Origin of the sequence: Salinicoccus cyprini (genome assembly GCF_007713705.1) — a bacterium.
GTDB lineage: Bacteria > Bacillota > Bacilli > Staphylococcales > Salinicoccaceae > Salinicoccus > Salinicoccus cyprini.
Genome location: NZ_VMSJ01000001.1, coordinates 1,058,446 through 1,080,002, shown reverse-complemented (window position 1 = coordinate 1,080,002; position 21,557 = coordinate 1,058,446). Strand labels below are relative to the sequence as shown.

Sequence of the window (21,557 nt, the reverse complement as noted above, 5' to 3'; positions counted from 1 at the left end):
TATCACCCTGTCTATATAAATATTCTTGAATTATACATTTATATGTTTTTTCTTTCAATTTTTTAAGCTATAATCTAATTATATACTTAGGAGGTAGCTGTATGTGGGTCTATGTTTTAATCGTTGTCATACTTGCCATCGTCATCGCGATCGGCATGCTATTATATATACGCAATATCAGAAAAGATGACATAAAGACACAATCTATAAAACTCGAGGGAATGCGGAATCTGCCATTTCAGGATGAGCTTGTGAAGGTCAAGAACTACAACCTTCATGGTGAGGCACAATCACTGTACAAGACTTGGCAGTCCGACTGGCAGGGCGTATTGAAGCATTCCCTGACAGAGGCCCAAAATGACCTGGACCAGGCTGCTGCTGATGTAGAGAAATTTCGTTTCAAGGACAGCCGTGAGAAGACTGAAAGTGCAAATGCTAAACTTGAAGGTGTCGAAAGCAAGTACAAGGAGCTTTCCGGCGAGATCCATCAGCTGATTTCCTCGAATGAGGAAGGTGAAAGAAAGTACAATGAAGCTGAGCGGCTCTATCGTGAAGCGAAACGCGATGTGCTTGCGAATGGACATCAGTTCGGCGAGGCGCAGCCACCTCTTGAGAAGTTGATCGAAACATATGAACCTGAACTTAAGGCCTATGAGAAGCAGGTCAATCAGGGCAACTATGTGACAGCGAACAAAGAGATAGACGAAGTGCATGAGGAGCTGTCCATATTGAAGGAGAACATGGACGAGATTCCGCTCCTGATCAAGGAAGTCCAGAAGGATCTGCCCCAGCAGTTCCAGGAAGTGCGCTTCGGCTGCCGTGATCTGAAGGCGGAGGGCTATGACCTTGAACACGTCAAGGTGGAGGGCAAGCTGTCCACACTGAAGGGCAAGCTGAATCTTGTCGAGCCTTTGATTACACGACTTGAGCTGGACGAAGCACGCGATATTCTTGAAGACATCAATAACCAGCTTGATGACATGCTCGAACTGATCGAACACGAAGTGAGAGCGAAGACTAAAGTGGACCACGAGAAGGATATCATTACAGATGATCTGTTCCTGGCGAAGGATATGAACTACACGCTGCGTACGGAGATCGACTATGTAAAAGAGCAGTACCATATAAACGAGACGGACATCCACAGAGTTCAGAAGTTCGAACACGAAATCGAGAACATGATAGACGTCTATGATGAAGTCATCACCGAAACAAGCAAGACGACGGCACGCTACAGCGAAGTGCTGGATAATCTCGAATACATCAAGGATAACATCGGTTCGATAAATGACGAGCAGCAGCAGATCCAGCAGTATCTGGTCAATCTGCGCGAAGATGAAGCGGAGGCACGTGAGAACTCCATTCTCATCCAGGACCGCAAAGAGGAAATCTACAGGGAGCTGCTCGGATCCAATCTTTCCAGTGTACCGGAGAAGTTCCTCGTCATGAAGAATGAACTGGACATCGATATCAAGGAAATCAACAAGTATTTCCAGAGACGGCCTCTGAATGTCCAGTACATCAAAGATAAGGTGAACCGCACAGTCGTGCTGATGAATAAATATGAGCAGGAAGCCTATGAGATCCTGCAGGAAGCCAGACTGACAGAAGTGATGATCCAGTATGGCAACCGCTATAGAAGAGATGATCCGGACTTCAATCAGATGCTGACGGAAGCGGAAAGGCTCTTCAGGGAGAACCGCTACAAGCGCGCGCTGCAGATTGCCGAAAAGGCGCTTGAAAAAGTAGAACCGGGTGCAGCATCACGCATTGAGAAAGAATTCGATAAGCAATAGAACAGGTGGCTTGGGATATTCATCCCGAGTCCCTTTTACGTGAGGAGAGATATTTTGATATACATGGACAATGCAGCAACAACGCGTCCATACAGTGAAGTGATGAAGACTTTCATGAACGTCAATGAAGCCTACTACTTCAATACCGCAAGCATCCACCAGTCGGGGCGGAAAGCGTCGCAGCTCCTTGAGGCTTCAAGAAAACAGATTGTGGAGCTGCTCGGGGTTCCGGATTACCGCTGTATTTTTACGTCCGGTGCGACGGAGGCCAATAATCTGGTGATCCAGAGTGTACTTGGGCGGAAGCGCACATACGGCCGGACAGTACTTGTCAGTGAACTCGAACATCCGAGCGTCCTTGGCGTACTGGAGGCGATGAAAAATGATGGTTTTAGGATCAAGTACATCAGAACACTGCCTGACGGTACAGTGGATATTGAACATGTCAGGAGGCTGCTGGATGATGATGTCATATTCATCACCGTCATGGCTGTCAACAACATCACCGGCAGTATCCAGCCCATTGCTGAAATCACAGAATTGCTCAAAGGCTATCCGAAAGCACATTTCCATACCGACGCAACACAGGCCATCGGCAAGATCGATATGGACTATACCGGGGTGGATTCATTAAGCTTCAGCAGCCATAAGTTCCATGGCCTGAAAGGGACCGGTGCACTGGTTGCGAAGGAGCCGAGGACACTATCGCCGATCCTCCATGGCGGGGGCCATGAAAATAACATCAGAAGCGGAACCGTCAATCTGCCGGGTGCAGTGGCGATGGCACGTGCACTGCGTATTGCGACTGAGCAGCGGGATGCTGCCGCTGGCAGGATTGCCGGATTCAACCATAAAGTCAGAATGGCGCTCCGAGACATGCGCGCCATTCATCTACAGCCTTCCGGCGTCCCCCATATACTGAATGTGTCATTCATAGGTGCAAAAGGTGAAGTCGTTGTGAATGCACTCGGCAATCGCGGCATCATGGTATCGACAACAAGCGCATGTGCCTCGAAACTGAAGAAACTGAATGAAACGCTGCTCGCCATGGACAATGAACGGGCTGTCATAGAAGGCAGCATAAGAATATCTTTCAGCGGTCTGACCAAGGAAGAAGAAGTAGATGAACTGATCACTGCCCTTCGAGCGGTGCATGAGGAAATAGGAGAGGTTTTAAAATGATATACGATCATATTCTGGTAAGATATGGAGAAATTACGCTCAAGACCAAAAATAGAAAAATGTTCATACGCGCATTAAGAGAGAACATGAAGCGTGCCCTGTCGGACTTCAATGTCCAGATCCATACGCAATGGGACCGTGCCTACGTCACCTTGCAGGATGAAGACCATACAGCCGTCATGGCTGCGCTCGAAAATATCAACGGCATATTGAGCGTTTCGCCGATAGCAAAGATTGAGCGGACTGAAGCTGCGATGAAGGAGACAGCTGTTCATTTTGCGGATACTTTCGGTACGGAGGATACGTTCAAGATCGAGGTGAGAAGGACGGATAAGACCTACCACCTTAATACATCCGATATCCAGCGGATGCTTGGTGGCTACGTACTGGAAAATGTCCCGCATCTCGGCGTTGATGTCAAAAAACCGGACCACCAGATCATGGTCGAAGTGCGGGCAGAGGCAATATATATGTATCATGAAGTCATCCAATGCATCGGCGGACTGCCGATCGGCACAGGCGGCAAAGCGCTGCTGATGATTTCAGGCGGCATCGATTCACCTGTGGCAGGGCTTGAAGTCATGAAGAAGGGCGTGGAGCTCGAGGCCGTCCATTTCCACTCGCCGCCATACACCAGTCCCCAGGCGACGGAGAAGGTCAAGCAGCTCGTCGATATATTGTCGCGCCGTACAGGCACCGACATCAAGCTGCACATCGTACCATTCACTGAACTGCAGACGACGGTCCATGACTGGATACCGGACAACATGTCCATGACGACGACCCGCCGCCTCATGCTGATCATCGCGGAGCGTCTTGCCGAAAAAATCAATGCGAAAGCCATCGTCAATGGTGAGAATCTCGGCCAGGTTGCGTCCCAGACATTGACGAGCATGCATGCCATCAATGCCGTGACGAACTTTCCGGTGCTGCGTCCGCTACTGACGCTCGAAAAGAATGAGATTGTCGAGATGGCAAAAAAATTCGGTACGTATGAAACATCAGTTCTACCGTATGAGGACTGCTGCACCATATTCAAGCCGAAAGCGCCGAAAACAAGACCGGAAGTCGGAAAGGTCGAGAAGTTCGAATCCAAAGTGGATTTCGAACCGATGATCGAAAAGGCACTTGCCAATATCGAATGCTATTCTGCTCTCGAAGCGGAAAAAAATGAAGCATTTGATTCGCTGCTGTAATCATGCCGGAAATAGAACTTTCCACACTTCTGCTGGTCATCGCATTCGGCTTTCTCGCAGCATTCATCGATTCCGTCGTCGGGGGCGGGGGACTGGTATCCATTCCTGCACTGCTTGCCACAGGCATGTCACCTGCGACTGCACTCGGTACGAACAAGCTTGCTTCATCTTTCGGTTCCCTGACCAGCTCCTTGAAATTTCTGCGTGCCCGGCACGTGGACTTCCGACTGGTCATGAAGCTGTTCCCGCTCAGCTTTCTGCTGTCGGTCGGCGGTGCGCTGCTGGCAGTGCAGATGCCCGGTGAGCTGCTGAAACCTCTTGTACTGGTCATGCTGATATTCGTACTCGTCTATACGCTCGTGAACAAGGATTGGGGTGGAATGGAGAAGAAGATGGTGTTCACATCCAGAAAGGTTGCCATTCTCATTCTTTTCGTTCTGATCATCGGTTTCTATGATGGGTTCATGGGCGGGGGAACAGGGTCATTCCTGATGTTCCTCATGCTGTTTACAGGCTTCGACTTCCTGAGATCCGCCGGCAATGCCAAAGTACTGAATTTTGCGAGCAACATCGGTGGTCTGCTCCTTTTCATCATCATGGGGGAAGTGAGCTATACGTATGGCTTCGTCATGGCGGGAAGCATGATTCTCGGTTCATATACAGGTGCCCACATGGCCATTTCGAAAGGGGTCGGCTATGTAAAGGCGCTGTTCATCATTGTGACGACGATACTCATCATAAAAAATCTATACGACTTTTTCCTGTCGGGCATATAAAAAACTTCCTCTGTATCAGAGGAAGTTTCTTTGTGCTTTATGCCAGAATGTATTATTTCTGAGTTTCAGCGTCTTGATGAGCTTATCACTCATGCCGAGCTCCACTTTTTCGGTGTTCCGCATGCTCATTGCTTCGTTATCAAGAGACATGACCGGATAGTAGTCGACATTCTTGTCGATGAGCAGCGTCAGCGGGCGTTCCTTGCTGAGCAGGAAGCTTGTGCCGAGTGTACGGTGGGTATTGTTGTTGACGCTCGCCATCTCCGTCACCTGGATGGCATGGACGAGCGGATCGACGACTGCGCCCCCAAGTGATTTATTATAGCCGGTGGAACCTGTCGGAGTGGACACCAGTATGCCATCACCATTGAACTGCTCGAAGAGGAAGTTGCTGATATAGACATCCATCTTTATTGTTCTGACGATGCTTGAGCGCAATGTGAATTCGTTCAGGCAGTAGCTCGGTTCATTGTCGTTCACCCTTACTTCCAGTGCCGGGTAGTTTCTGACATCGATGTCATCCTTCTGGAATGCTTCTTCAAGGCTCTGCAGATCCTGGTAGTGGAAGTCGACGTAGAAGTATTTGCCGCTGTCGATGGCAATGCCAAGGTAGACACAGTCGTCCCTGAAATTACTGCGTCTGACCGCCTGTAGAAAAGCGCCGTCTCCACCGATCGAAGCGATGATATCCGCTTCCTGGTCCGAGTCGACCGTACTGATGCCAAGCCTTTGGAAAAGCTTTGAAAGGTCTTCGCATATGGTCTCTGTCTCTTCTCCATGTGGTGCAAAGAAGTAGATGGTTTTATAGTTGATCAATCCGTTCACTCCTATTCCCTGTAGATGATAAGTCTATGGTATCATAAAAACGATATACAATATAAGCAGAAAGGGATGTTGATGTGAAGAGAATCATTGCAGTTGTCGTTGCATTATCGCTGCTTGTCTTCGGCGTTGTCGCTTCGATTTTCAATACGATGTGGGCAAGTGATTGGGAAGACCTTTTCAACGAATATGCCAATGCGGAGTTTCCGCCTTCCTTTGTTGTCGAAGCTGGAGATGCAGACAGCAGAATTGCCATGCTCAATGTGGAAGGAACGATTGTCGATTCCGGTGAAACCGGTGTGTTTGCCCAGCAGGGATACAACCACAGATTGACAGTCGAGGCACTGAAGGAAATCATTTCCGACGACAGTATAAAAGGCATACTACTGAACGTGGATTCTCCAGGTGGTGGTGTCTATGAGAGTGCAGAGATACATAAATATCTCATGGAAGCCAAGGAAGCAGGCAAGACCATCTACAGCTCCATGGGCGGCATGGCGGCTTCCGGTGGATATTATGTATCAGCACCTGCCGACCAGATTTTCGCTTCTGAAGAAACGTTGACCGGTTCAATCGGTGTCATCATGCAGAGTATCAACTACAGCCAGCTTGCAGAAGATTATGGTGTCGAATTCGAAACCTATGCAAGTGGCGACATGAAGGAGATGCTGAGCGGCCATAGGGATCCGACAGAAGAGGAGACACAGTATGTCCAGAACATGGTCGACAGCATGTATCAGGATTTTGTCACTGTTGTATCAGAAGGCAGAGGCATGGATGAAGCGGAAGTCAGAGAGCTCGCGGACGGGCGGATCTTCCTTGGAGGCGACGCAGTCGACAATGGACTCGTCGACCAGCTCGGCTACGTCGAGGATGCGCTGGCTGGTCTGAAGGAGAACATCGGTGGTAATCCGGAAGTCATCGAATACGGATATGACGGTACCAATCGTATATCCTTCAACTATAAGGCAAAAAGTTTCATCAGTGGTCTTTTTGGTGATACCGAAATTGCACAGATCGAATCATTGCTCAGAAACAGACAGGGTGTCGAGCCCATGTATCTGTATGAGCAGTAGGAGGGAACTGTATGGAACATAATGAAAGATACAGGCCGGAAACGAATGATTCCCTGTCCGACAAGCTTGATTATATGGCCACTGCCCACTTCTTCACCAGGGCAATCAGCTATATCATTGATATCATCATCCTATGGTCGATTTCCCAGATTCTGATCTATCCCATACTGAATGTACTGGACATACGGGAAGCATATCTGTGGATACCGTTCTTCAGTGCTGATAGTATTATGGTGGCAGTCATATACTTTACGTATTTCGTTCTGATGACGCACTTCTTCCAGGCAACACTCGGGAAGATGATTACAGGCATCAGTGTCATATCGCAGAATGGCGGCAGGCTGACGTTCGTGCAGGTGATTTACCGTGAACTGGTCGGACGCTTCATCTGCAATAGACTTTTCTATCTGCCATATCTGATGATCATCTTTACGGAGAACCGTATCGGGCTCCATGACTTTTTCGCAGACACCCATGTGGTCAAGAATAATTATCAAAGTTACAAAAACATGATTAAATCCCGCTATATGAGGGAAACGTATGATGGACAGTAATTATATCAGGAGGATGATTTCAAATGGCCGATGTAACATTTAAGGGAAATCCAATGACTCTAAGAGGCGAGGAACTGAAGGTCGGAGACCAGGCACCGGATTTCACCGTGCTGGATACAAGTCTTGAGCCAGTCAGCCTCAGTAATTATGATGGAAAGAAAAAATTGATCAGTGTCATACCATCCATTGATACGGGTGTATGCAGTACCCAGACAAAAACATTCAACGAAAAGGCAGTGGATGTTGATGATACGGTAGTCCTGACAATATCCAATGACCTGCCATTCGCGCAGAAAAGATGGTCTGCAGACGAAGGATTGCAGAACGCAATCACTTTGAGTGACCACAGGGATCTTTCTTTCGGTGAAAACTATGGCGTTGTAATGGAAGAGCTGAGACTGCTTGCACGCAGTGTCTTCATCCTTGATGAAAACAACAAGGTGACATACGTCGAATATGTGCCGGAAGGTACGGATCATCCGAATTACGACAAAGCAATTGAAGCATTGCAATCAATGTAATATAATGTACAAGGATTCTGGACTGCCATCCGTTGGCAGTCCATATTTTATGGCAATGAGGAGATTTTATGGAACAGACGAATATGGAAAGAACATATCAGAAACTTATACAGGAAACAGACCAGCTGCTGGAGGAGAATCCAGGTGTTTCAAGGCTTGAAGCACTTGGAGAAGCACTGCTCTATGTCGAGGGCGAAGGGTCTTTTGCCGAACGCAGAAAAGCATTCCAGTTCGCCTACCTCTATCAGGTGCAAAAGGAACAGGTCCAGCCGAACCACCAGCTGACTCCGGATACAATCGGATATATGGTGGCCCATCTCGTCCAGCTGTTCGGCGGCAAGTCTGCAGCAATTCTTGATGCAGGCAGCGGTACGGGCCACCTGGCGATGACAGTAAGAGAACAGGCGGAAAATGCACAGCTTACAGGTATTGAAGTGGATCCTGTACTGGCGCGTCTCAATGCGAACCTATGCGAGTTCCTCGAAGTGCCGATGGACATCTATCCCCAGGACATCATCGAACCGGCGCGTCTGAACCAGGTGGATGCTGCAATCGGCGATCTTCCGGTCGGCTACTATCCGATTGAAGTTGATGGGTTCACGACAGCCTTCAAAAAAGGGAAGAGCTACGCGCACCTGCTGATGCTCGAGAGCGCCATGACCTATGTCAAAGATGATGGGATTGGTGTTTTTGTAGTCCCTTCCAATATGCTTGAGAAGGATAATGAAACCATCAAGCAGTATCTGTCTGAAAGTGCGACACTTCTGATGTTCCTGAACTTGCCGAAAAGCATTTTCAAGACAGAGAACCAGCGGAAATCCATCATAGTAGTGAAGCAGAACTTCTCACCACTCAAGAATAATGAAGTACTGATCGGGGATGTACCCGATTTCAAGAATACAACTCAATTCAAACACTTCTTGGAACAGACAGAATCATGGTATGATAGTTACGCCAACAATTAATTTCGGGAGGAAATCATGTCTAAGATCATAGCTATAAATGCGGGTAGCTCATCCTTTAAATTCCAGCTTTTTGAGATGCCCGAAGAAAAAGAGATCGCAAAAGGTCTTGTAGAGCGTATTGGAATGGATAACGGTATTTTTTCCATTACCATCGATGGAGAGAAGCACAAGATGGAACAGGACTTCAAAGACCACGAAGAAGCGGTCAACATCATGCTTAAGGAGCTTGTGGATTTCAATGTCATCAAGGACATCAATGAAATCGATGCAAGTGGCCATAGGGTTGTACACGGCGGTGAAATCTTCGACGATTCCGCTCTGATTGATGAAGAGACGATCCGTCACATCCAGGAACTCAGCGAACTGGCACCCCTTCACAATCCGGCCAACCTGATGGGCATCAATGCATTCCGTGAACTGCTGCCAAACGTGCCCCACGTGGCAGTTTTCGATACTTCATTCCACCAGACGATGCCTGAGAGTTCATATCTCTACAGTCTGCCGTACAACTACTATGAAGATTACGGCATCAGAAAATACGGATTCCATGGTACAAGCCATAAATACGTTACAGAACGTGCCAGCGAGATGATGGGCAGACCACTCGAGGAACTGAGAATCATCAGTTGCCACCTTGGTAACGGCGCAAGCATCGCGGCAGTCAAGGGCGGCAAATCCGTCGATACTTCCATGGGCTTTACACCCCTTGCAGGTGTCACCATGGGTACACGCTCAGGCAACATCGACCCGGCACTCATTCCATATATCATGGAAAAGACCGGCAAGTCGGCAGTTGAAGTACTGAACGTACTGAACAAGGAATCCGGACTCCTCGGTGTCAGCGGATTTTCAAGCGACCTTCGTGACATAGAGAGCGAAGCACAAAAAGGTAACGAAAGAGCCATCCTTGCACTTGAAGTATTCGGCGAAAGAATCCACAAGTACATGGGCTCCTATGCCACACGCATGGGCGGACTCGACGCCATCATCTTCACAGCAGGCGTTGGTGAGAACTCAGATATCGTCCGTGAAAAAGTTGTTCAGGGACTCGAGTTCATGGGCGTCTACTTCGATCCGACAATGAACAATGTACGCGGTGAAGAGAAGTTCATCAACCACCCTTACTCTCCAGTCAAGATCATCATCATTCCTACAGATGAGGAAGTCATGATCGCAAGAGACGTCATGAGAGTTGCAGGGCTGTAATTTAATTGATCATCAAAATAAGACCAACCATCCTTTATCAGGCCGATAGAGGATGGTTTTCTTTAAGTTCAGGAACAAACAGGCTTTCGTGAAGGATATTAGCAACTTGTAGATGGAGAAGTTATAATATATGTAACTCTATTCAATTCTAAAAGACAAAGGTGAAATATATAATGGATTATGTAGCGGTAGACCTTGAAACGGCCAATGGGAATCGGAGTTCGATCTGCTCGATTGGCCTGGTCAAGTTCAAAGATGGTGAAATCATAGATGAGTACTACTCCCTGGTCGATCCGGAGGTGGAGTATTTTGCCCGCATGAATATCAATATCCACGGTATTACGGAGGATGATGTTGCGGGAGAACCGACTTTCCCTGAAGTGATGAAAGAAGTGGAGGCGTTCATAGGGGACTATCCGCTTGTGGCGCACTTCTCACAGTTTGACATGTATGCCCTGGAGGATGCCTACAATCGATATGAAATGGAGATCCCGCCGTTCCAGTATTTCTGTTCCTTCAGGCTGTCGAAGCAGCTTTATAAGATGTCTTCGTATAGGCTGCCGGCGATGTGTGCCTATTTCGGCATCGACAATTCGAATCACCACAATGCGCTGGCGGATGCGAGGATGAGCGGGCTGATTGCGCATCATATATTTGAACAGCATGATATGGATCTTGAGGCATTTAATAGGAAGCACAACTATGATACAGGCACGCTCGGCGGCAGGGGGTTCCGCAAGAAGGGGAGCAGGCGTTCAAGCGTAAAATCGCCTGAAGTCAAGGTGGATGAATCGAAGTTTCAGCCGGATCATGAACTGTACGGCAAGAATATATGCTTCACCGGCACACTGTCACAGATGAAACGTGCAGATGCAGCGCAGGCTGTGACGGATATCGGTGGGGTCTTTGAAAAGAATATATCGAGAAATACAGATTATCTTGTTGTCGGTGGTAAGGGAGATCAGCAGACTGCGAGGAAAAGCAGCAAGGTAAAGCAGGCACTCGAGATGATATCAGGTGGTCGCAGCATAAGGATTATGAGCGAAGCGGAATTCATCAGCATTCTATACTAAAGTAAAAAGTCTCCGAAGTTAATTCGGAGACTTTTTTGATGGCTATTTATTTTCATTCAAGAACTCTTCTGTTGCCACAACAGGTTCGAAGTCTTCCGGCAATGTTTCGGTTCTGACAACGAGTACATCACATGGTGCATGGCGTACGATGGACTCTGAAACGGAACCGATGATGAAGCGTTCCACTGCATTCAGACCGGTTGCACCACAAGCGATGAGATCGGCGCCTGTCTTTTTAACGGCTTTTTTCGGAATGATGGACTTCGGTGAACCGTAGTCGATGATCTTATCGACTTTCTGGACGCCGCGGTCGCGGGCAAGCTCTTCATAACCATCGAGCAGTTTCTGTGCAAAATCGTTGGCACGCTGTGAAATTGTGCGGTCATATGCTTCTACTGACGCGAAGGAACGTGTGTCGATGACGTTGATGATGGAGAGCTTGGAATCATTACGCTTTGCAATATCTATTGCTTTGTGGAATGCCCATTCAGCTTCTCTGGATCCATCGACGGCGATAAGGATGTTATCATACTTGAGCATTTGAATACCCCCTCCATTGATGTAGCGCTTTCAATAATAGTATACCACATTTTAGGATGATTATAACTTTTATACAAAGACTGAATGACTATTTTGTGAACTCTATGCTATAATTGTGGCGTTCATAGATTCATCAATGGAAGGGGTTTCAAGAAATGATCATAGGGGTACCGAAGGAAATCAAGAACAACGAAAGTCGCGTCGGGCTGACGCCAGGTGGGGTGCATGCTTTCGTTGAAGCGGGACACACCGTACTGGTGGAAAAGGGGGCCGGTGCAGGCTCTTATTTTGAGGATGTAGACTACACGGGTGCAGGTGCGGAGATTGTGGATACTGCCGACGAAGTGTGGGATGTGGAGATGGTGGTGAAGGTCAAGGAACCGCTGCCGGAGGAGTTCAGCCATTTCAAGGAGAATATGATTCTGTTTACATATCTGCATCTGGCACCTGAAAAGGAGCTGACACAGGCACTTCTTGAAAAGAAGGTCACTTCGATTGCCTACGAAACGATCCAGCTGCCGGATGGCTCACTGCCACTGCTTTCTCCGATGAGTGAAGTGGCTGGACGCATGGCGGCGCAGGTCGGTGCGGAGTATCTGCAGAAGATTAAAGGCGGCAAAGGGATCCTGCTCAGTGGTGTACCTGGCGTATCACGCGGTAAGGTGAGCATCATCGGCGGAGGCATCGCGGGGACGAATGCAGCCAAGATGGCTGTTGGACTAGGCGCGGATGTAACAGTTCTCGATCTCAATCCGAAACGTTTGAGGGAACTTGATGATCTCTTTGGCACGAGTGTCCAGACACTCATGTCATCTCCACTGAACATTGCACAGGCGGTCAAGGGTAGTGACCTTGTCATCGGTGCTGTTCTCATTCCAGGCGCGCGTGCGCCGCGTCTCGTCACCGAGGATATGATCCGTACGATGAATGCCGGATCGGTCATTGTGGATATCGCCATCGACCAGGGGGGCATCTTCGAGACGACTGACAAGGTGACGACACATGATGATCCGATCTACTTCAAGCATGATGTCGTCCACTATGCTGTAGCGAACATGCCAGGTGCCGTGCCGCGTACGTCGACGATTGCACTGACGAATGCGACGATGGCATATGGTCTTCAGATTGCCAATAAAGGCTATGTAGAAGCAGCGAAGCAGAATGCATCACTGCTCGGTGGATTCAATACGATCCAGGGGCATGTGACATACAAGGCTGTGGCTGAAGCCCAAGGTATTGAATACCGTGAAATCAGCGAATTTCTATAGGATAAAGGAAATCTCCGAAGCAGGTTTAACTGCTCCGGAGATTTTTATTGCTTATGGCTTCATGACGACTTTGATGCATTCATCTTCATGGTCATGGAATATCTGATACATTTTCTCGGCTTTCTTCAGCGGGACATTGTGAGTGATGATGTCCGTCGGGTCGATATCTCCGCGTTCCACCATTCTGTAGAGTTCAGGCATGAAGTGGATGACCGGTGCCTGACCTGTCTTCATGATGACGTTTCTTGAGAAGATCTGTGGCAATGGGAATCCATTGGCAGGCGCACCGTACACCCCGGTCAGCTGGATCGTACCGAACTTTTTGACTGAATCTGCAGCTGTGATGATCGGATCGATGGTGCCTGCCTGGCCGCCGAGTGTCTTGATACGATCCTTGACAGTGATTTCACCGTCCATGCCGACACAGTCGATGACGACTTCAGCACCGCCTCTTGTCAATTCATGGAGGTGTTTGCCGATATCATCATAGGATTTATAATTGAATGTCTCAACATTGTTGGTGCGTCTTGCGTGCTCGAGCCTCACTTCGTTCTGGTCGACGGCAATGACGCGGGATGCACCTTTCATCCATGCAAACTTCTGTGTCATGAGACCGATCGGGCCGGAACCGAGTACAATGACAGTATCGCCTTTTTTGACACCACTGTGAATAACGCTCCAGTATGCTGTCGGCATGACGTCTGAAAGGAACAGCAGGCTTTCATCTTCCAGTTCGCTCTCTTTCGGTACGACAAAAGATGTAAAGTCGGCGTAAGGGACTCTCAAATATTCAGCCTGTCCACCAGGGTAGTTGCCGAATGCTTCGGAGTAGCCGAAATAGGCGCCGGTGTCTGCGTGGGGATTCGATACATCACATTGGCTTTCCATTTCATTCTGGCAGAAGTGGCATTCTCCACAGCTGACGTTGAAAGGAATGACGACACGGTCACCTTTTTTGATCTTCTTGACGCCGGGACCCACTTCTTCGACAATGCCCATCGGTTCATGCCCGATGATGTAGTCGTTTGAAATCGGCATGCTTTTTCTGTAGAGGTGCAAATCGGATCCGCATATGGCAGTGGTAGTCACACGTATGATCATGTCAGTGCCTTCCTGGAGTTCGGGCGCTTTCATCTTCTTGACTTTGACTTTCTGTTTGCCTTGTACAGTAACAGCTTGCATTCATTGACACATCCTTTAATTGAGTATTGCATACACTATTCCCTGGAAGTGTAAACGTAAACATGTGGCTAGTCCGAGATACAGACCACATCAAAAGGAATGCTGGCGAGCAATGCCATCTTCTGCTGTTCATCCGAGACGACCGGTATGATGGCAATCCGCTTCTTGGCATGGATCTTCAGCTTGGCCAGAGGCTGCAGCAGTCTGTAGTCGTCCGGGTCCTGTCCACGGAGGTCGTACATGACACCGGAGACATCATGAGAAACGAGTTCATCCAGCAGCCGGCTCTGCAGGAAGACGGGTACTCTGCTGAAGCTTGGTCCGGCAATGAAATGCCGGTTCCCGATAATCTTCGACAGCTCGCTGACGAATGGCAGGTTGATATGATGATGGCCATCCTCGAAAATCTGATCCGTAATGAAGCCATCGGTACCATCGAGCATACGTATGGTTTCTATGATGATATTGCTGAGCAGAAATGGATCTGGTTCTTCCCAGTGGTTTACGGCAACGAACTGCTCACTTTCCGGGTGCAGTGCCTGCTTCATGGCAGGCAGGGCAAGATTGGGTGTGCTGAAATCTTTCCGGGCCAGTATTTCCGATGGGTGGTTATGTGACAGCGCATGGCTGCGATGGATTGTTTTCATGTATTTCACCTCGTCAAAATTGTATCATAATAATGAATGAACCAGGCCTGTCTGGGTAAAGAAGTAATATGCAATACTAATTCGAAAGGAAGGATTTCATGAAACTGAGCTATCACGGCCATTCAATCATCCAGCTTGAAAATAATGATTCAAAAGTCATTGTGGACCCTTTCATCAATGGCAACGAACTGACGGATCTGAGTACCGGAGATGTTGAGGTCGACTATATTCTTCTGACGCACGGCCATAATGACCACGTCGGAGATACAGTTGAAATTGCGAAGAAGAATAATGCGACAGTAGTGGCACCGGTGGAACTCGCAGACTATCTGGACGGCAAGGGTGTCGAAGCCGTCGGGATGAACATCGGCGGCAGCAAGACTTTTGAATTCGGTTCTGTCAAATTCGTCCATGCATTCCACAGTTCGAGCTTCACTGAGGAAGATGGCAGCATCCAGTATACGGGCATGCCGACAGGCATCATCATCGAAGCGGATAACAGGAAGATCTATCATGCAGGTGATACAGGCATATTCGGGGACATGAAGCTGATATCGGAACTCAATGGACCATTTGATGTCGCCTTCGTGCCGATCGGTGACCACTTCACCATGGGCATCGATGACGCAGTACATGCGACGGATGAACTGATAAAGCCTAAAGTTGTGGTACCCGTACACTACAATACTTTCCCACCGATCAAGCAGGATGGTGACACGTTCAAAGACAAGCTGTCGACAGCCTGCCAGGTGCTGAAACCAGGTGAAACGGTGGATTTTGAACAGCATATGGGAATATAATGGTATCAAGGGGAACACCCGGGAGTGGTGTTCCTTATTTTTATATATGATTGCCGGGTGATTGAATGTCGAAGCATGATGAAATATTGGAATATATATACAGCCTGCCTGAGGGGGCGAAGATTTCGGTCCGGCAGATATCGGCGCATCTTGAGGTATCCGATGGTACAAGCTACCGGGCCATCAAGGATGCAGAGAAGGAAGGGCTGGTCAAGACAATCGAGCGGGTCGGCACCATCAGGGTCGCCCCGAAAGAGGAGTACATAGCAGGCAACCTAAGTTTTGAACAGGTGAACAGGGTGATCGAAGGCAAGGTTCTGGCCGGTACCGGTGGGCTTGATCGGGAAATCAGCAAGTTCATCATCGGGGCGATGCGTACGGATGCGCTTGAAAGCTATCTTGAGGAAGGGGCGCTCCTGATTGTAGGAAACCGTGAGGATGCCCAGTGGCGGGCGCTCGAAAACCTTTCAGGCATCCTCATCACCGGTGGTTTCGGGGCTGATGCTGAAATACTGAAGCAGGCAGAGGCACTTTCACTGCCGGTCATATCGACTGCAGCAGATACTTTTTCCGTGGCTTCCCTCATCCAGAGGGAACTCTACAGCGTACTCATGATGACGAACGTCATCACGGCGAGTGATCTGGTCATAAGGCAGGATGAGTATGTATATGACATGATCGAAGGCCGGGATAAAAAGTACTTTCCTGCCGACAGGATGACAGTGCTGACAGAAGCGGGCAAGTTCAGGGGGATCATCAAGTCATCGGAGCTGTCGAAGCTCGCCGAGAAGGACTGGCACATATTCGTATCCGACATCGTCGCCAGTACTTCAAGTACATTGCAGAGTCTGAGGCAGCTGATGAGCTGGCATCAGCTGAACATTCTGCCGGTCACGGACGAGGAGCGTACTCTGGTCGGCATCGTGCACAGGCGGGATGTCTTCCGTCAGCGGGAGCCGAGGAAGCTTGGTGGCGGACTGACGGCGGAGAACCTGATCGACAGGGAAATCAGAATCGATGACAACCGGATCCATATCAAAGTGATGCCTTTCATGACGGATGAGTATGGCAGTATCGCACAGTCGGAATTCATGCGGCTGATCGAGCGCCTTGCCGAGGTGGTGCTCGGCAACCATGGCATATACAGCTATCATATCGATACACTCAATGTCATGAATATCAAACTGGTCCAGCTGTACCAGGAACTTGTCATCGAAGGCGATATTCTCGATCTCGGAGACCAGTTTCTAAGACTCGAGGTCGAAGCGCGGTCAGATGACGGCATCTATATGAAAGCGACACTGCTTATCCAGTACTATAAAGAAAAATAGACAAGTGAATGATCACTTGTCTATTTTTTGGCTTTACGATTGAAATCTGCCCATGCTTCATCTTCAATAGGTATGTTACCTTTGAAATATTTCCTCGCAGCGTTGAAATGCCATATATTATAGGCGCCGAAAATAACGAACAGTGCACCGATAATATAGGATACGGCTGTAGGAAACTGGATGATCGTATTCAAGCCGAAGGACAGGATCAGCACACCAAGCCAGATTCTTGATATGCTGTTATAATATGCCTTTCTTACATCACGGTCGTTTCTGATCATCCTGATCTTATAGACGATGAACATGAAAAGGCTGAGAAACAGCACGGTGACCAGAAAGGATACAGCAATCTGATATGACATTTCCATCGGATACAACTCCATTCCTTAATGTAGTATAATTTATTATATTAGCCAAGTAAATCCAAACAGAAGGAGATTTTCAATTGTTCACAGAATATATGAATCACTATCCATCTCTTAGAGACAACTATAAGAAACTGCTCAACATGATCAACGATTATGATGAAGTCATCATATTGAGACACGTAAGGCCGGACCCGGACGCCATCGGATCGCAGCTTGGGCTGAAGGAGATTCTGAAGTCCATTTTTCCGAACAAGAAGGTGACGGCACTCGGAGAGAGTGAGACCTCCCTTGAATTCCTTGGACAGATGGATACGGCGACATCCGTCGAAAAGCCGCTTCTCATCGTCGTCGATACTGCTGGAGCAGGCCGGATCGATGGCGACATCTCCCTCGGTGACAAGATCGTCAAGATCGACCACCACCCGAACCATGAACCATACGGTGACCTGAATATTGTCGAAACAGGCGTATCCTCCACTTCGGAGCTGATATACCTGCTGGCTGATGCATGGGGCTTCGACAACGACTATATCAATGATGTTTCAGCAAGGCTGCTGTATTCAGGCATTGTGGGCGACACGGGCAGGTTCCTGTTCAACAATACAAGCACGCTGACGCTCAAGGTGGCATCGGAATTGAGAAAGTTCGACTTCGATGCTGCGAAGGATATGATGGATATGAACAGGCAGTCGATCGAACAGTTCAGATTCAAAGGCTACCTGATCAACAATTTCAAAATGACCGATAAAGGTGTGCTGTATGTATGGGTGCCGGCTTCAGTACTTTCCGAATACGGACTTACGAGCAATGAGGCGAGCATGCATGTCAACATCTACAGGGAAATTGATGAGGCCGGAATATGGTTCATGGCGGTGGAGGAGGAGACGGATATCCGTGTCAGGCTGCGCTCCAAGGAGACGGTCATCAATGACGTCGCAGAATCATTCGGTGGCGGTGGCCATCCGCTGGCCAGCGGCGTCAGCATTGCATCGCAAGATGAGCTGCAACTGCTGGTTGAAGCATTGGACCGTAAACTTTAAAGGGGGACACGCCCTATGATCAATTTGAATGTTCACAGCTGCTACGAATTCCTAAACAGCAACATCAGAATCGACCCGCTGCTGAAGAAGATTTCCGGAGACGGGCAGACTGCTGTTGCACTGACCGATTCGAACCGCCTGCACGGCATTTATCATTTTGTCAGCAGGGCGGAGCATTTCGGCGTCAAGCCGCTGGTCGGCATGGAGATCCGGGTCGATGACCAGCTGGATGGCATACCGCTTGTGCTGATAGCGAAAAATACGGCAGGCTACCTGGAACTGGTGCGTCTGTCGGCAATGCTCTCCTATAAGGACCTTGAATATACCCCGGAGAGCTATCTGGAGAGGAACATCCATGATTGTGTGGTGATCGCCAAAACGGATTCAGGTGCCGGGCTGCTCGAATCGATCCCCGTCGACGGTGCAGACCGCTATATTGCGCATTCTGTGGCGGATGACCGCTATCAGCGTGTATACATGAAGCAGGCGAACTACGTGGAAGCGGAGGACCTCTCTGCCAAAATAGTGCTCAATGCCATTCGTGACAATGAAAGAATGGCGCCTGGAGATCTCGGTTCCCGCAGAGGCGATGACTTCATCCGGACGGAGAGTGATCTGGATGGAGCGGAAAAGCAGTTTCTGGCCGGCAATATGGAACTGGTGGAAAAGTGCAATGTCACACTGCCGAAGGCCAGGCAGACACTACCGCATTTTCCGCATGAGGATAACAGCGATTCCAAAACATTCCTGTGGCAGATGCTGATGGCGCAGCTCGAAGCCAGAACCGATGGCAGCGGCAGGTACATGGAACGGATGAAGTATGAGTATGACATCATCGTGGAGATGGGCTACGAAGACTACTTTCTGATCGTTCAGGATGCCGTCAATCATGCCAAGGAATCCGGCATCTATGTTGGACCGGGCCGGGGGTCGTCCAGTGCGAGCCTGGTGTCTTTCCTGCTGAACATCACCGAAATCGATCCGCTGAAATATGATCTGCTGTTCGAACGCTTCTTGAATCCGGAGCGTGTGACGATGCCGGATATCGATATAGATTTCGAGGATACGAGACGCGATGAAGTGGTGGCATATCTGATCGACAAGTACGGGGAGATGAATGTTGCCCATATTGTGACATACGGTACACTGAGTGCCAAAATGGCAGCCCGCGATGTCGGCAGGGTGCTCGGATTCAGTGATGATGAACTGAAGATGATATCAAATATCATCCCGGATGCACCGGGTACAACGCTTGAGCGGGCCTTTGACAGGAAGGAGTTTCATGCACTCATGGAGGCGGATGGGAAATATGGCATATACGCGACTCTGTGCCGGAAAATAGAGGGGCTGCCGCGGCATACTTCGACGCACGCCGCCGGTGTCCTGTTGAGTGCAGAACGACTGACCAGCAGTGTGCCTGTCATTTTCACTGAAGGCTATACCCTCAGCCAGTGGCCGATGAAGGAAGTGGAAGGCTCCGGACTGCTCAAGATCGATATTCTCGGCCTCAGGAACCTTTCCCTGCTCAAATACATGGTCAATCAGATCAGGCGGACGGATGCTGGCTTCAGTCTGGACAGTATTCCGGATGACAACAAGGAAGTCTACAGGCTGCTCGGCCGCGGCATGACACTCGGCATCTTCCAGCTTGAATCTGACGGCATCCGCAAAGTCATACGCGATATGAAACCGGAGCAGTTTCTCGACATAGTGGCCGTCAACGCACTCTACCGGCCGGGCCCGATGAAGGAGATTCCGAACTATATCGAAGGCAAAAGAAACCCTTCCTCCGTAAAGTACCCCCATGCCGATATAAAAGACATACTTAAGGAAACATACGGCGTCATCGTCTATCAGGAGCAGATCATGCAGATTGCAGCAAGAATTGCCGGATATACTTACGCTGAAGCGGATATATTGAGACGTGCGATGAGCAAGAAGGACCGGGAGACACTCGAGAAGGAGCGCGGCCGCTTTGAAAAGGGTGCGGCGGAAAAAGGCTACAGCAGCAACGTCGGACATCACATTTTCAACCTGATACTCGAATTTGCCGACTACGGCTTCCCGAAAAGCCATGCGGTCGCCTACAGCAGAATCTCCTACATGCTCGCCTATATCAAGGCGGTATATCCTGAAATATTCTATGCCGTCATACTTTTTCACCACTTCGGCAATGATGCGAAAATTAAGCAGGTCATCGGTGAGATGAAGCAGAGGCGCATATCGATGCACCCACCGGACATCAACCGTTCGAGGTGGAGCAATCATCCATCCGATGGTGTCCAGCTCGGATTTTCGATGATCCGGGGCATGACCCGCCGCATGGGCGAAGCCATACTTGAAGCACGCAGGGAAGGCCCGTTCACTGACCTCTATGATCTGAAGACGCGTGTCAGCCAGGTTCCACTGAACCGGAAGGTGCTGACACAGCTCATACTTTCCGGTGCGCTCGATGGTTTTCAGGAGAACAGGAAGACCATGCTCCAGACACTCCCCATGCTGGATGATCTGAATGCCGAGGAGTACGCCCATGATTCATTCCTCAGCACGCTCGGTTTCAGCATTAAAAAAGAATACAGCTACACTGAAGAGATGGATGAGATTGAAAAGGTGGAAGGGGAAAAGGAAGTCTTCGGCTTCTACCTGTCCGACCATCCGGTCGTTTCAGTACAGAAATCACTGCAGTATATTCCTTTTTCGCTGCTTCATCAGAAGCAGCAGGGCACCTATCTCGTATTCTTTGAAAATATAAAGGTGATCCGTACGAAAAAGGGGCAGAACATGGCATTCGTCAGAATCGCCGATGGCCATCAGGAGATGGAAGGCGTCATATTTCCGAAAGTCTACTTCAATGTCCACCATAAGCTGTCCCGGACGATTGCGGCAGTATCCGGCAGGATGGAGACACGCAAGTCGGAACCCCAGCTGATCATCGAGGATGTGCAGGATCTCGCAGCATTCAAAAGCAGCCACATCCATTCAACGAAGCGGATTGTCATACGCAATTCGGACAGCTATGAACTGGATGGAATCGATGCAGCAAAAGGAATTCCGGTATTTGATTTTGACAACCAGCAAAAGCTTGGTAATATTGAAACATCCAATATTGACAGATTACTGCAAAGTGTCGACCTGTCGGATATACGTCTGCTCAGTTGAAACTGTTGTCACCAAATTCGGATAATGTTAATATTATTAGTGGTACGACCACTCA

At 48.9% G+C, this 21,557-nt stretch carries 20 protein-coding genes; 15 read left to right on the top strand and 5 right to left on the bottom strand.

What is annotated here, in order from left to right:
- Window positions 1–101 precede the first annotated feature (101 nt).
- From FO441_RS05355 to FO441_RS05340, 4 genes are all read left to right on the top strand, one after another.
- A complete protein-coding gene (locus tag FO441_RS05355; protein WP_145286857.1) occupies window positions 102–1,796 on the top strand; it encodes a septation ring formation regulator EzrA in 1,695 nt (564 codons plus the stop codon).
- 63 nt (window positions 1,797–1,859) lie between these two features.
- Window positions 1,860–2,978 carry a cysteine desulfurase family protein gene (locus tag FO441_RS05350; protein ID WP_246095041.1) on the top strand — a complete coding sequence of 373 codons (1,119 nt, stop codon included), beginning with the start codon at window positions 1,860–1,862 and terminating at the stop codon, window positions 2,976–2,978.
- Complete coding sequence (thiI, locus tag FO441_RS05345; protein WP_145286851.1) at window positions 2,975–4,174, top strand: tRNA uracil 4-sulfurtransferase ThiI; 1,200 nt, start codon at window positions 2,975–2,977, stop codon at window positions 4,172–4,174. The genes FO441_RS05350 and thiI overlap by 4 nt, the downstream gene beginning before the upstream one ends.
- A gap of 2 nt (window positions 4,175–4,176) precedes the next feature.
- Window positions 4,177–4,950 carry a TSUP family transporter gene (locus FO441_RS05340; protein WP_145286848.1) on the top strand — a complete coding sequence of 258 codons (774 nt, stop codon included), beginning with the start codon at window positions 4,177–4,179 and terminating at the stop codon, window positions 4,948–4,950.
- A gap of 15 nt (window positions 4,951–4,965) precedes the next feature.
- On the opposite strand, the gene FO441_RS05335 is transcribed toward FO441_RS05340, so the two are convergent.
- Window positions 4,966–5,775, bottom strand: coding sequence for an NAD kinase (locus FO441_RS05335; protein ID WP_246095011.1), 810 nt, complete (start codon window positions 5,773–5,775; stop codon window positions 4,966–4,968).
- 74 nt (window positions 5,776–5,849) lie between these two features.
- On the opposite strand from FO441_RS05335, the gene sppA reads away from it, so the two are divergent.
- From sppA to FO441_RS05305, 6 genes are all read left to right on the top strand, one after another.
- On the top strand, window positions 5,850–6,848 hold the full coding sequence (gene sppA / locus FO441_RS05330; protein ID WP_145286842.1) for a signal peptide peptidase SppA: 999 nt from the start codon (window positions 5,850–5,852) through the stop codon (window positions 6,846–6,848).
- Between the two features lie 11 nt (window positions 6,849–6,859).
- On the top strand, window positions 6,860–7,402 hold the full coding sequence (locus tag FO441_RS05325; RefSeq protein ID WP_145286839.1) for an RDD family protein: 543 nt from the start codon (window positions 6,860–6,862) through the stop codon (window positions 7,400–7,402).
- 23 nt (window positions 7,403–7,425) lie between these two features.
- Window positions 7,426–7,923 (top strand): thiol peroxidase, encoded by a 498-nt coding sequence (gene tpx / locus FO441_RS05320; protein ID WP_145286836.1) that lies wholly within the window; start codon window positions 7,426–7,428, stop codon window positions 7,921–7,923.
- A gap of 68 nt (window positions 7,924–7,991) precedes the next feature.
- Complete coding sequence (locus tag FO441_RS05315) at window positions 7,992–8,888, top strand: class I SAM-dependent methyltransferase (RefSeq protein WP_145286833.1); 897 nt, start codon at window positions 7,992–7,994, stop codon at window positions 8,886–8,888.
- A gap of 15 nt (window positions 8,889–8,903) precedes the next feature.
- The gene (locus FO441_RS05310) at window positions 8,904–10,094 is read left to right on the top strand and encodes an acetate kinase (RefSeq protein WP_145286830.1); all 1,191 of its coding nucleotides are present in this window, start codon (window positions 8,904–8,906) and stop codon (window positions 10,092–10,094) included.
- A 173-nt stretch (window positions 10,095–10,267) separates the two neighbouring features.
- A complete protein-coding gene (locus FO441_RS05305) occupies window positions 10,268–11,167 on the top strand; it encodes an exonuclease domain-containing protein (RefSeq protein ID WP_145286827.1) in 900 nt (299 codons plus the stop codon).
- A 42-nt stretch (window positions 11,168–11,209) separates the two neighbouring features.
- Here the strand turns inward: FO441_RS05305 and FO441_RS05300 are convergent, their stop codons facing one another.
- Window positions 11,210–11,707 carry a universal stress protein gene (locus tag FO441_RS05300; RefSeq protein ID WP_145286823.1) on the bottom strand — a complete coding sequence of 166 codons (498 nt, stop codon included), beginning with the start codon at window positions 11,705–11,707 and terminating at the stop codon, window positions 11,210–11,212.
- Window positions 11,708–11,862: 155 nt separating this feature from the next.
- Here FO441_RS05300 and ald point away from each other — a divergent pair, with 155 nt between their 5' ends.
- The gene (gene ald / locus FO441_RS05295) at window positions 11,863–12,975 is read left to right on the top strand and encodes an alanine dehydrogenase (protein ID WP_145286820.1); all 1,113 of its coding nucleotides are present in this window, start codon (window positions 11,863–11,865) and stop codon (window positions 12,973–12,975) included.
- A 51-nt stretch (window positions 12,976–13,026) separates the two neighbouring features.
- Here the strand turns inward: ald and FO441_RS05290 are convergent, their stop codons facing one another.
- A complete protein-coding gene (locus tag FO441_RS05290; protein ID WP_145286817.1) occupies window positions 13,027–14,157 on the bottom strand; it encodes an alcohol dehydrogenase catalytic domain-containing protein in 1,131 nt (376 codons plus the stop codon).
- 68 nt (window positions 14,158–14,225) lie between these two features.
- Window positions 14,226–14,804 carry a hypothetical protein gene (locus FO441_RS05285; protein WP_145286814.1) on the bottom strand — a complete coding sequence of 193 codons (579 nt, stop codon included), beginning with the start codon at window positions 14,802–14,804 and terminating at the stop codon, window positions 14,226–14,228.
- 98 nt (window positions 14,805–14,902) lie between these two features.
- Between FO441_RS05285 and FO441_RS05280 the strand changes: the two genes are divergently transcribed.
- Both FO441_RS05280 and FO441_RS05275 read left to right on the top strand, forming a co-directional pair.
- Window positions 14,903–15,604, top strand: coding sequence for a metal-dependent hydrolase (locus tag FO441_RS05280; protein WP_145286811.1), 702 nt, complete (start codon window positions 14,903–14,905; stop codon window positions 15,602–15,604).
- 65 nt (window positions 15,605–15,669) lie between these two features.
- A complete protein-coding gene (locus FO441_RS05275; RefSeq protein WP_145286808.1) occupies window positions 15,670–16,935 on the top strand; it encodes a DRTGG domain-containing protein in 1,266 nt (421 codons plus the stop codon).
- Between the two features lie 20 nt (window positions 16,936–16,955).
- Here the strand turns inward: FO441_RS05275 and FO441_RS05270 are convergent, their stop codons facing one another.
- Complete coding sequence (locus FO441_RS05270; protein ID WP_145286805.1) at window positions 16,956–17,303, bottom strand: YtpI family protein; 348 nt, start codon at window positions 17,301–17,303, stop codon at window positions 16,956–16,958.
- 77 nt (window positions 17,304–17,380) lie between these two features.
- Here FO441_RS05270 and FO441_RS05265 point away from each other — a divergent pair, with 77 nt between their 5' ends.
- Together FO441_RS05265 and FO441_RS05260 are read left to right on the top strand one after the other, a co-directional pair.
- Complete coding sequence (locus tag FO441_RS05265) at window positions 17,381–18,343, top strand: DHH family phosphoesterase (RefSeq protein WP_145286802.1); 963 nt, start codon at window positions 17,381–17,383, stop codon at window positions 18,341–18,343.
- A 15-nt stretch (window positions 18,344–18,358) separates the two neighbouring features.
- Entirely contained in the window at window positions 18,359–21,502 is a 3,144-nt protein-coding gene (locus FO441_RS05260) for a DNA polymerase III subunit alpha (protein WP_145286799.1), read from the top strand.
- The last annotated feature ends 55 nt before the right edge of the window (window positions 21,503–21,557 follow it).